This window comes from Lactobacillus sp. C449L, from assembly GCF_059900815.1.
In genome coordinates, this window is sequence record NZ_JBWXGA010000001.1 from 477,283 (window position 1) to 489,831 (window position 12,549).

General features: G+C 36.5%; 11 protein-coding genes. 1 reads left to right on the forward strand and 10 read right to left on the reverse strand.

From position 1 onward, the window contains the following. Positions 1 to 2 precede the first annotated feature (2 nt). Together AC2JF9_RS02285 and AC2JF9_RS02290 are read right to left on the reverse strand one after the other, a co-directional pair. A complete protein-coding gene (locus AC2JF9_RS02285) occupies positions 3 to 800 on the reverse strand; it encodes an ABC transporter permease (protein WP_500725123.1) in 798 nt (265 codons plus the stop codon). Next, positions 793 to 1,779 (reverse strand): ABC transporter ATP-binding protein, encoded by a 987-nt coding sequence (locus tag AC2JF9_RS02290; RefSeq protein WP_500725124.1) that lies wholly within the window; start codon positions 1,777 to 1,779, stop codon positions 793 to 795. The genes AC2JF9_RS02285 and AC2JF9_RS02290 overlap by 8 nt, the downstream gene beginning before the upstream one ends. A gap of 350 nt (positions 1,780 to 2,129) precedes the next feature. On the opposite strand from AC2JF9_RS02290, the gene guaB reads away from it, so the two are divergent. Continuing rightward, the gene (gene guaB, locus AC2JF9_RS02295) at positions 2,130 to 3,275 is read left to right on the forward strand and encodes an IMP dehydrogenase (RefSeq protein ID WP_500725125.1); all 1,146 of its coding nucleotides are present in this window, start codon (positions 2,130 to 2,132) and stop codon (positions 3,273 to 3,275) included. A gap of 52 nt (positions 3,276 to 3,327) precedes the next feature. Here guaB and AC2JF9_RS02300 read toward each other — a convergent pair whose 3' ends face one another. From AC2JF9_RS02300 to glmM, 8 genes are all read right to left on the reverse strand, one after another. Then, entirely contained in the window at positions 3,328 to 3,753 is a 426-nt protein-coding gene (locus AC2JF9_RS02300) for a MarR family winged helix-turn-helix transcriptional regulator (protein ID WP_500725126.1), read from the reverse strand. Positions 3,754 to 3,755: 2 nt separating this feature from the next. Continuing rightward, entirely contained in the window at positions 3,756 to 5,153 is a 1,398-nt protein-coding gene (locus AC2JF9_RS02305; RefSeq protein WP_500725127.1) for a DHA2 family efflux MFS transporter permease subunit, read from the reverse strand. A gap of 135 nt (positions 5,154 to 5,288) precedes the next feature. Then, positions 5,289 to 6,809 carry a glycosyltransferase gene (locus tag AC2JF9_RS02310; RefSeq protein WP_500725129.1) on the reverse strand — a complete coding sequence of 507 codons (1,521 nt, stop codon included), beginning with the start codon at positions 6,807 to 6,809 and terminating at the stop codon, positions 5,289 to 5,291. A 205-nt stretch (positions 6,810 to 7,014) separates the two neighbouring features. Further along, entirely contained in the window at positions 7,015 to 7,728 is a 714-nt protein-coding gene (locus AC2JF9_RS02315; protein ID WP_500725131.1) for a hypothetical protein, read from the reverse strand. Between the two features lie 35 nt (positions 7,729 to 7,763). Beyond that, on the reverse strand, positions 7,764 to 8,201 hold the full coding sequence (locus AC2JF9_RS02320) for a CopY/TcrY family copper transport repressor (protein WP_500725132.1): 438 nt from the start codon (positions 8,199 to 8,201) through the stop codon (positions 7,764 to 7,766). Positions 8,202 to 8,225: 24 nt separating this feature from the next. After that, entirely contained in the window at positions 8,226 to 9,041 is an 816-nt protein-coding gene (locus AC2JF9_RS02325; RefSeq protein WP_500725134.1) for a Cof-type HAD-IIB family hydrolase, read from the reverse strand. A 120-nt stretch (positions 9,042 to 9,161) separates the two neighbouring features. Next, a complete protein-coding gene (glmS, locus tag AC2JF9_RS02330) occupies positions 9,162 to 10,973 on the reverse strand; it encodes a glutamine--fructose-6-phosphate transaminase (isomerizing) (protein WP_500725135.1) in 1,812 nt (603 codons plus the stop codon). A 203-nt stretch (positions 10,974 to 11,176) separates the two neighbouring features. Next, positions 11,177 to 12,529: a phosphoglucosamine mutase gene (gene glmM, locus AC2JF9_RS02335; protein WP_500725136.1), complete on the reverse strand. Its 1,353-nt coding sequence runs from the start codon at positions 12,527 to 12,529 to the stop codon at positions 11,177 to 11,179. Positions 12,530 to 12,549: the final 20 nt, after the last annotated feature.

Consider the following 12,549-nt stretch of genomic DNA (forward strand, 5'->3'; position numbering starts at 1 on the left):
GGTTATCCCATCACATCAGAATATCTCTGAAGACCCTTTTTATTTACAAACAAGAGCATCAAATAAAAGACGGCAATCCAAATTAGTTCGATAACCGTATTAAACAGCCACATTGTATGAGTAGTTCCTTTTACGAGAGTATCAATTGGAAAAGAACTGAAATATTGAAAAGGAAGACATTTCAGCACTTTTTCCAAAGGTTCTGGAAGCACTTCCAGAGGAAAATAATAGCCGGCTAGCAAATTGACTACTACTTCTTTGACCAACAAAACAAAGAAAAGGTTGTCGAACCAATACGCAACACTCCCTACTATATATGAGAATAAAAACCAAATAATTGCAGCTAAAATTAAGCTGACGACAAACTCAACAAGTACTGCAAGTGAAATCTGTAATAAATCATTAGCAACTATATAAATTCCACCCAGTATAATAAGGGGCAACAGTAAGATTAGGTTTGCAAACCTGTCTCCTAGCATTTTAGAAAAGTAATACATTTGAATTGATATTGGCCGATGGATAATATTGGATAACTCGCCCGAGTGAATATCATCGTTCAATTCCCAATCAACGGCATACCAAACAAAAGAATTAATAAAATTAACTCCAATGTAATAAACGATTAATTGAGTTTTGTTAAATCCACCAATAGTTTGCCCCTTATTCAATATAAGTGACCACAAATAAAACATTACAATGCTGGGAATTAAAGCCTGAAGAAGTAGTATGATTATACTACTTTTATTAGCAAGCATTGATTTAAGAGTGATCTTAATCAGGGAAAAGTACTTTCTAACCATGCTTTTTTCCTTCCTCAAACAACTCTAAAATTGTATCTTCAAGTTTCAAATCACTAATCTTGAACTCTGATCCAAGTTCTTTTTCAGCTAATGCTGAAACGGTTTGATTAACATCTTCTGCTGGGACTTTAATTGTTATGGCTAAATCGTCTTGATCAATTATCTTCGCAGGAATATCTTTAATATTAAAACTTTCTGATTTTACAAAACTAATATATTTACTTTTACTAAATCTTTTTAGTAATTCCTTTTTTTCTCCTTTCCACATTATTTTTCCTTGATTTGCAATTATTAAATAATCGCAGATAGCAGCGATATCTTCCATATCATGTGAAGTAAGAAAAATGGTCAGTTTTTCTTCTTTATTTAGTCGAACCAAGAATTTTCTAATATCACGCTTAGCTAATAAGTCTAATCCAATTGTTGGTTCATCTAGAAACAAAACTTTTGGCTTAGTTGCTACGCCAGCTAAAAACTCAATTTTCATTCTTTCGCCTAATGATAATTTTCTCGTTTGAGTATCCAGCTTATCAGCTACGTTCAGCATATTTGCTAAATCATCGACGGTTTGGTTGAATTTTTGATCATTTATTTCATACATAGATTGTAAAAGTTTCAGGTAATCGCGAGGAGTAAGATCGGGAAAAAGCTGCGAACGATTGCCCATTACTACGGAAATAGACTTTTTAAATTCATTTTCTCGCTTTGCTGGGTCAAACCCATTTACTCTGCAGCGTCCAGTGGAAGGAAACAAGGTACCGGTCAACATTTTAATTGTCGTTGTTTTACCGGCACCATTTTGCCCAATAAAGCCTACCGTTTCTCCTTCTTTAATAGAAAAATCAAGAGAATCAACTGCTTTAACAATCTTCTTACTTGGTCTAAAAATATTTTTAAATGCTGCTTTTAAGCTATCTCCCCGATTTATAACAGTATATTCTTTAGAAAGATTGTGCGCTTCGACAATGTTTCTTTCCATCTAAAAACCACCCTTTTTCATTACAACATTATTCGGCAAGGCACAAAAAGGCAAGTTCGGACGAATACCGCTTGCAAAATACCTAATATTAAATTATTTACTTAGACAACAGAACCGATAATAATCTTACCATACTTTTAAGCATAATTTAAGTATTGGCTAATTATATCGTTTACTATATTTAAGCTGCTAAAGTTACTTGTCAAAATTAGTTGTTGAGTTGAGGCGCTATTTTTATTCACATTATTAACTATTGATTTGATTATAATTCACACTTGACCAACCTTAAAATCACTAGTAAAGTGAAGTCAATTTAACATCATCATTTCAAAGTAAGGAGAGTGCATTAAATGTCTAATTGGACAACAAAATTTGTTAAAGATGGACTAACATTTGACGACGTTTTACTAATTCCAGCTGAAAGCCATGTATTACCAAATGAAGTAGATTTACACACCGAACTAGCTCCTAATTTAAAACTTAAAATTCCGTTAATTAGTGCCGGAATGGATACCGTAACTGAAGGAGCAATGGCAATTGCGATGGCATTACAAGGTGGACTGGGAGTTATTCATAAAAACATGTCTATCAACGCTCAGGCTGGTGAAGTGGCAAATGTTAAAAACGTTGTTGTTCCAAGTGATGTTTCAAAAGCCGCTGTTGATGGTCAAAATCACCTCTTAGTTGCAGCTGCAATTGGCGTAACAAGCGACACTTTTGAACGAGCAGAGGCACTTCTTGAAAAAGGCGCTGATGCCATTGTAATTGATACTGCACATGGACATTCAGCTGGCGTTTTACGCAAAATAAAGGAAATTCGAGAGCATTTTCCAAATGTAACACTAATAGCTGGCAATATTGCCACTGGAGACGCTGCCCGAGCATTATTTGATGCCGGGGTTGACGTAGTTAAAGTCGGAATTGGGCCTGGGTCAATTTGTACCACTAGAGTGGTTGCTGGAGTTGGAGTTCCCCAAATCACAGCGATTTACGATGCAGCAACCGCAGCCCGCGAATACCATAAGCCAATCATTGCTGACGGAGGTATAAAATATTCCGGTGACATTGTGAAGGCTTTAGGAGCTGGTGGCAATGCCGTAATGCTTGGTAGTATGCTCTCAGGTACAACTGAGGCACCGGGAGATATTTTTGAAAGTGATGGCAAGAAATTTAAAACCTATCGCGGTATGGGTTCAGTTGGCGCTATGGCCCAATCGCATGGATCTTCAGATCGTTATTTTCAAGGCGGAGTTAATGAGGCTAACAAGCTAGTTCCTGAAGGTGTGGAAGCACGAGTTGCATATAAAGGAGATGTATCTGATATTATATTTCAGATTATTGGCGGTTTACGTTCAGGAATGGGCTATGTCGGAGCTTCTAAAATTGATCAGTTACGCGAAAACGCTCAATTTGTGAAAATTACGAATGCGGGACTACGTGAATCACACCCTCACGATGTGCAAATTACGAAAAAAGCCCCTAACTACGAAAGATAGCTTTTATTACCTCCATATAAAAAACACCAGTTGTCAAACAACTGGTGTTTTATTATTTATCGGATAGAGCTTGATCTAGCTTATACAAGTTCTCTACCAATTCTTTTTTAGTTTCTAAACCTAAGATTTCTTCTGTACTGTGTTCAGAATCAACAAAATAAGAAGTTATCTTTTGCTCAAGCTTTAGCGCCTTATCGGTCAACTGGATAGCCTTTAAACGTGTATCTTTGCTGTCAATCTTTTTAGTAATCAATCCCTTTTGCTCCATCAAGTGCAATATATTAGTTGCAGTTGATTTTCTAATATTGAATTCATGTTCAATATCTTTCTGGTAAATTGGGCTTTTTTTAGAAAACGAAGCCAAATATTCAATAATCAGCATTTGCGTTCCGGTTAATCCCAATTCTCTGGCAAAATGATCAACATTCCGATTAAAAGTATTTTGGACACGTTGCAAAGCCAATCCAAGTCGTTTCATAGTTACTCCTTAGCGTTAACGGGTTTTGTTGCTTTATAAAGCAAGTATACACCACCAACAACCAAAATAAGTAAAAAGATTAATCCAACTTGTGAGGCATCGACCAGTTTACCTGCTGGCGTTGATTTTGTACTCATCTGTTGAACAAATTGCATAATTGCGGAAACAATTGATGTACTTACAGCACCGGCAAATTGCTGAGCCATATTGAACAAGCCATTCCCATCAGTATTTTCTTTTTCATCTAAAACGTTAAGTGACGCTGTCATCGTATCGCCCATAACCAATCCTGTTCCAAGCATCGTAATCGTGTAAAACAGAATAATTTCGACTGAAGTAAAGTTAGAGGCAAAGACGCAGAATAATAAGCCACCAATCAATTCTAAAACTGCTCCTGACATAATTGGTCTACGAGGACCATAATTATCAAGTAAGCGTCCACCAATAGGTGAAGCAATGGCACCAATAATACCACCAGTTAAAAGCAGTAAACCAGCTGTCATTGCAGTTGCATGGTTGGCAATCTGAACATAATTAGGCAAAATAAATGACAAGCCTAATGTATTAATCTGGAAAATAAAATAAGCACTTATACCTAAGGTAAACTTTGTCTTCTTAAGCACACGAATATTAATTAGCGGATTTTCCACTTTTAGTGAATGTCTGATAAAAATGATCAATCCGATAATTCCAATAATCAGCGAAACAGTAAAGGTCAATGGTTTCTCCATAACTGTTGCTAAGTTACTGAAAGCAATAATCAAGCCAATGAATGTTACAGAAATACTAAGAAATCCAACAACATCCAATTTTGTACGCTTAATTTCTTTGGTTTCCTTTGTAATTGAAAAAATTCCCATAATTAAGGAAATAATCATAACCGGAATAATATAAATGAAGATATAACGCCAGCCCATGGTATTAACAACCAGACCACCAAAAGTTGGTCCTAAAGCTGGAGCTACGGCAGTAATCATTGTTCCGATTCCCATTAGTAAACCAATTTTGTCTAAAGGTGTTCTTTCTAAAATAATGTTAAACATTAGCGGAATTGCAATTCCGGCTCCGGCACCTTGAATGATTCGACCGATGACCAAAAGAGAAAAGTTTCCTGCAACAACATCAACCAGCAATCCAATAATAAATAAAGCAGATGCTGTAATGAACAGCGCACGCGAACTAAAATTCTTTTTTAAATACGCTGACAGTGGCATAACAATAGAAGCAACTAATAGGTACCCTGTTGTCATCCACTGAACCATTGCCATATTTACATGAAATTCGTTCATCAATACCGGAAATGTTACATTCCCCGCTGTTTCAATCAAGACGCCTGAAAAAGACATCAATCCCGCTGCAAAAATTGAACATATTAACTTTGCATCTAGTTTTCTTTCCATTCAAATTCCTCCCATAATTTTAGTTAGCAAGCTAACTAATTAACCATAGTAACGTAAATAAATTGGAAATGCAATCAATAGCTTTCAAGAAAATAAAAAACCGTCTAAGAAGACGGTTTCATTACTTTTCCTATATTATTCGGCATCAATAACATACTTTTGCCAGTATTTCCAGACATTATCACCTGAGAAACGCTTGGCATTTTCATATGCACCTTGGCTCAGCTGGTCACGTAAGTCAGCATTTTCAAAATAGGTTTGAATTTCTTCAGCTAGTTTGTTAATTTGTCCGCTAGGAAGTACCAAACCACTTTTACCATTACTGATTAAGTCAGATGGGCCGTAATTAATGTCGTAAGAAAAAACCGGTACACCGTGAGACTGAGCTTCAACAATTGCAAGAGGTGCACCCTCGAAACGGGAGGATAGCACTAATAACTCGGCGTTATTATAAACAGTATCCATATCGTGCGAGTAGCCCATAAAGTGAACAGCATTTTCTAAATTAAGGTCTTTAACCAGTTTTCTAAGCATGTTTTCTTCTTTATAGCCGTCATTACTGTCCCCATAACCATAAATATCAAAGCTAAGATTTTGATTATTTTTATATACCTGAGCAAAAGCCTTAATCGCGTGATCCAAGCGTTTTTCATAAAAAAGGCGCGCAATTGCAATAATCTTACCAGGAGTACGTTGATTCATTGGTACTGGTTGAGCATTTAGTTGCTCATCAGGAACTATTCCAACTGGTATTGATACAATCGGTACCTGCGTTCTAAGACGTTTTATCATATCTTGAGCTTGCCGCTCACCGGGAGTAACTACTAAATCTGTTTTTGCAAGTAAGTCATTGTTAGAAATAGAGTCATATGTTAAAGGCGAATTAGGATCCCAGTAATCTCGGAAATGAATATTATGAAAGTGCTCAATCTTTCTAGCTGGCGTTTTCATGTAAATCATCGGCATATTAGTAAGATTGCTTCGATCCGAAATAAAAGTTGACTTTTCATCACCATCAAGTTCATTAAGTTGATCTAACATAATAGTGAAAGCTTGACCATTATTCATTAAAGAATGGACTTTGCCATCAAGATCGGTCAATTGAATGTTAGTTGCAGGTAAAAAATTAGGTCGTTGTTCATACGAAATTTCATAATATATTGTACCATCGGGACGAAAGAATAACTCGTATTGTAGGTGTCCATCACCAGAATCATGAATTTGGGTCAAACTTTTAAAGCCACGAGTATCATATATTTCTTCCTTAGTGCAATTGCCATCACCATTTAAATAGCGTACAGTATCAATACTTTTATCTGAAAATAGGCTAATTGTCATAGTCTTACGTTTTTCAGAAAAAACTTCATAACCATTTTCTGTTTCTTCAATTCGACTAGTTTCAGGAATACCGAGATCATCAATAGAAGAACTTTTTTCCGGATAGTTCACTGTGCCGGCAAAGAAGTCAAACATATTTATATAGTCATTATCAGTTAAACCATACAGTGACAAGTTTCTATGCGCGAATCGATTAAATTCACACATGACAATCTTTGCGGGAACACCATTTTGCTTAAACAGCTTTAATCTTTTCACTTCCGCATGTTCGATTCCAGAACTATTTGCATCTAAGCGATTGTTTAAAAAATAGTACATTACTTTTTCCTTACTTTTTCCTTATTTCAGTATTAATATCACTAATCCTAATTTTATCATATATATCAAGGTTTATTTACTATTTTTAATAAGGCTTCTTAATAATAAATCATTTTTGCACTTGTTACTTGCATGTCTTGTAATTCCATACAAAAAGCGCAGTTACTACAATATTTAGTAATTGCGCTTTTTCTATCAAATTAATTTAGTTGTTGCTTTTAAATAATTTTAAAATAAACGGCCAAATCACAGCAGCTATCACTCCAACTGCTAAGCCTATCCATAAACCCATGGAAGTAGATAGTGAAATGCCTTGATATAGTCCCGTTTGCAAATTTTGCACCACTTGATTCAAATAAAATTGCATCACTACAAACGAACCAACTGATGCAATCAATAAAGCAATTGATGCCCAGTACTTTCCAAATAGAACTAATAAAATCGCTAGAAAGAACAATAAAACCGCTCCAAAAAGGAAATAATGAAAGATATTGGTTAAATTATTGACCTGTTTAGTGTTTTGCTTAAGATTCTCATTTATCTTATTGACGACAATATAATTAAAAGCTTTCTGAACTTGGTTTTTTTCGGGCAAATTTAAATTTTTGGCCGATAATTCACCGTTTTCCTGATAAGTCACGCTCAAATCATACATATTTACATACGATAAGTCGCGATGGTACTTTTGCGGCAATTGCTGCAGAACTTTATCCTCAATACCAAAATCTTTAGCAAACTTTAATGCGCCCATTAAGTTAGAATCATTAGTTTGATCAACATTTTTATTAATTACAACTTTTGCCATTTTTTGAACATTAGAAACTTCAATTGTGACAGGACTCTCTAGTAATAAAAAACCTGAAATAAAAGTGGCTGCCGCTGTAATCAATCGCAATGCAATACTAGCAAACTTTTTCATTAAACTAACCTCCTTAGAGTAGATTAACTATTGCTCTAGCAATCGTGTTCACCTGAAGCTAAGCAGTCGCAATCAATTTTTTCAGGAGCATGCTCTTTCTTATATGCAAGTTCTTGTTCAATCGTAGAAATATCACTTTTTGACAATGGCATATCTTTGACTATTTCGATAAGTACTTGGCCTTTATGCATATCACACATGCGATTTAGCATTTCTTTAGTGACCTGAATCATCATTTCGATCTGACTAACTGCAGCTGTATAGACAAATCGTCGACCGTCTTTGCTAGTCTGTAACAGGCCCTTTTTAACAAGTCGTCCCATCAGTGTTTTAATCGTCGACTCCGACCAGTTCTTCTTAGCTTGCAGCTGTTCAATGATATCGCCAGCATGGATTTTGCCAAGTGTCCATACAATTCGCATAACTTCCCACTCAGCTTCAGAAATATTATTTTCTTTACTTTTTTCTATCATAATATTCAACTCAACTTTATTTTACTACAGAACAAATTTTTTTATTGCTTTGGCAATTCCATCATTATCGTTGTCATCTGTTATATAATCGGCATTTTCTTTTATCATCTCAATGGCATTGCCCATTGCCACTTTTTTAAAGCTAGGATTGCTAAACATAGAAATATCATTGCCTTGATCACCGAAAACCATTACCTGACTTTGGGCAATCTTTAGGCGATCAGCAAGTTCAACTAAGGCATTACCCTTTGAAGCATTTTTGACATTAACCTCAACATTCGACGAAAAAGTGCGTACCACATCGTATTTAGCAAATACCCATTCGGGAATATTATTCCAGAGCTTTTCAACCTCTTCAAGACTATCTGTCTCACTAAAACCAGCTTTATTAAATGAAAAGTCTTGAGAAATATCCTCAGCTTTGCGTACTTTAATCACATTATTAGTCATAGCACAATTTACCGATAAGTTGATGCCAATGTTTTGATCGCATGTCCAAAAACATTCTGGCGTCTCAAAATGCAAATTGACATGAGCAAGTCTTTGAAGCCGCCGCATATTAGCAAAATCGCGATAATCCATTTCTTGATTCATCATGACTTTTCCAGCTAAGTTCTGAATTACAGCTCCGTTAAATACAATGTCATACTGCTCACTGCCTAAAAGTCCTAATTGCTTATTAAAAGGCATTGTCCCCGAAAGCGGACGCCCAGTTGCTAGAACAACTTTTATACCATTATTATTCACTTGCTTCAAAACTTTTTCAGTTTCGGGCAAAATTTGGTTTGTGCTAGAAAGCAATGTACCATCAAGATCAACTGCGATTAATTTAATTGCCAAGATGCTATTCCTCCACTGACTTTTTATTATCTTCTTCATTATACAAAAAGTCGTAATTACTTACGACTTTTTTCACAACTATTCTGTTTTACAAATTAACAATGTCCATTTTTTAACTATTTATTCAACTGTGACACTCTTAGCCAAATTTCGCGGTTTATCAACATCAAGTCCCTTATCTTTTGAAGCATAATAAGCGAATAATTGTGCTGCCACTACGCTGATTAACGGAGTTAGATAATAATTAATATCTGGCAAAATAATGTCGTCTCCCGAAGTAGCTAAGGTCTTGCTTGCAATTGTAATAACACTTGCCCCCCGTGAGATTACTTCCTGGATGTTGCCCCGCATTAAGTCGGCGGTTACTGGATCATTAATTAACCCAATTACCGGCGTATTTTTTTCAATTAATGAGATCGTACCATGCTTTAACTCAGCAGCTGCAAAACCTTCAGTTTGAATGTAAGAGACCTCTTTAAGCTTGAGAGCAGCTTCTAATGCTAGCGGATAGTCAATCCCGCGTCCAATATAAAAAGCATTACGTGATGGTATTAAATACTGCCTTGCTAACTGTTCAATTTTTTCTTTGCCTGAAATCACCTGTTCGGCGCCTTCAGCAGCCAGAGCAAGATTTTCTCTTAACTTGAAATCAAGCGCTGCTTTTTTACCGAGCCTTTCACCTAGCGCTTTTGCCAAAATTGCCTCTACCGCAATTTGAGCCGTGTACGCTTTAGTTGAAGCAACAGCAATTTCAGGTCCGGCTTCAAGCGACATCGCATAATTTGCTTCGCGTGCGAGCGTTGAATTAGGTACATTGGTTAAGGTCAAACTTGGAATTTTGCGTTTAATTGCTTCTTGTAAAACAACTCGAGAATCTGCTGTTTCACCTGACTGAGAAAGAAAAATGAACAATGGCGTTTTAGACATCATTGGAAAATGATAGCCAGCTTCTGAGGCAAAGCCAACTTCAGTTGGAATACCCGTAAATTCTTCAAAAAGAGCCTTACCCACTAAGCCGGCATGATAGCTTGTCCCTGCGGCAAAAATATACAAACGGTCAGCCCTAGCAAGTGCATCAATAATATCTTCATTCACCTTTGGTTCGCCATTTTTATCTAAGTAATATTGATCTAAATGCCGCAATACATTAGGCTGCTCACAAATTTCTTTAAGCATGTAAAATTCATACGTTCCCTTTGAAGCAGCGTTCGAATCAATGTCTAGTTTATAGGGCTTTACTCCAACTTTTTGACCAGTTATTTTTTCAAGTTCATAGTTTGTTTTGGTAATGTCCCCAACTTCACCATCTTGCAAATCCACAAAAGTTTTTGTTTGATCTAATACAGAAAGCGCATCGGAGGCAACGACATTAAAGCCATTTCCAAGACCTAACATCAAAGGAGACTTATTTTTGGCTACAAAAATATGGTCAGGCTTAGTGTTATCAACCAATAAAATTGCATATGATCCTTTAATCAGTGATAGGGCTTTTTTAAGCGCTGAAAAAGCGTCTATGTTATCTTCTCGAGCCAACTTACTAACGAGTTGTACAATTACCTCGGTATCAGTATCTGACTTTAATGGCACATTTTCTAGGTATTTATCTTTAATTTCTTGGTAATTTTCAATAACTCCATTATGGACCATGTAAAAGCGTTGGGTTTCATCAAACTGAGGATGAGCATTAGTTTCAGTTGGTTTACCATGCGTTGCCCATCGAGTATGTCCAATTCCAACTAGCCCTTCTTCATCAGGCGTCATTTTGGCTTTCAAGTTTTGAATGCGACCAGTCGTCTTAGTTAAAAATTCGTTACCTTTTAAATCATTTAAGTAAATTCCTGCTGAATCGTAACCACGATACTCCAAGTTTGTAAGTCCACTTAATACAACGTTTCTAGCTGGCTTACCAATAATTCCGACAATTCCGCACATATTTTTCTCCTTTTGGTATAGCCCTATTTTAAATTATTGGGCTTTTATATTTTTTAAGTTATGTTAGGAATGATAGTTTATTTTTGATAATTGGTCAAGACACTATTTTATAAATTGGTATATACTATATTGCCGAACCACTAGTACATACAAAAAAGAGCCGGAAATTTTTTCCTGCTCCTTTTAAATTTGAAATTTTAAGTTTAAGCGCCCATTTCTTTTTCTACGACATCAGTAATGCGTTTAACATAGGCATCAGTTTCTGCTTGAGTTGGGCCTTCAGCCATCACCCGCAAAAGTGATTGGGTTCCTGAAGGACGAACAAGTACCCGGCCATCACCAGCCATATCAGCTTCAACTTCTTTAATAACATCAAGAATCGGTTGATGTTCTTTCCAACTCTTTTTATCGGTAACCGGAACATTAACAAGACACTGTGGGTAATCCTTGAAATCTTCTAACAACTCAGTAAGGCTCTTACCAGTTTTTTTCATCACAACCATTAACTGCAAACCAGTTAGCATCCCATCACCAGTATTGTGATAGTCGCTCATGATAACGTGCCCAGATTGTTCACCACCAAGATTATAACCATGAGCTCGCATTTCTTCAGAAACATAGCGATCACCAACTTGAGTACGAATATTCTTAATACCTCGTCTTTCAAGTGCCTTAGTAAAGCCAAGATTACTCATTACCGTAGTAACTATAGTGTCGTTTTTCAAACGACCGCCTGCTTCCATATAGCTTCCTAGGACATACATGATGTGATCACCATCAATTTCTTTACCATTTTCGTCAACGGCAATACAGCGATCAGCATCTCCATCAAATGCAAGACCTAATTGCGCACCTTGTTTAACCACTTCTTCTTGCAACTTTTTGGTATGAGTCGCACCGCAATGGTCATTGATATTCAAGCCGTTTGGGTGAGTAGCAATTGTAGTAAATTCAACGCCGCAATCAGCAAATAAACGCGAAATTAGGTTACTGGCAGCACCGTTGGCACCATCAATGACCACTTTAATGCCATCTAAATCTTCTGGAATCGTGTTTTCAATGAACTGCAGGTATTTAGCACTGCCTTCATGGAAATCAGTTAACGAGCCCAGCCCTTCAGCAGATGGACGCGGTAAAGTATCTTCTTTGGCATCAATCAGTTTTTCAATTTCTTCCTCCATTTCGTCGGAAAGTTTTAAACCGTCACTGCCGAAAAACTTAATCCCGTTGTCTTCAACAGGATTATGTGAAGCCGAAATTTGCACGCCGGCATCGGCACCTTGTGCACGAACTAAGTAAGAAAGACCAGGTGTAGTAATTACGCCTACTTCTAATACTTCAATTCCAACTGACAGCAACCCAGAAATTAAAGAAAGTTCAAGCATTTGACCCGAAATACGAGTATCTCGAGAAACAAGAACTTTTGCCTGTTCGTCTTTAGCCTTATTACGAGTTAGAACATACCCGCCGTCACGTCCTAATTTAAACGCTAATTCTGGTGACAAGTCTTGATTAGCCACACCACGAACTCCATCGGTACCAAAATATTTCAACATTTAATAACAACCTTTCTCTT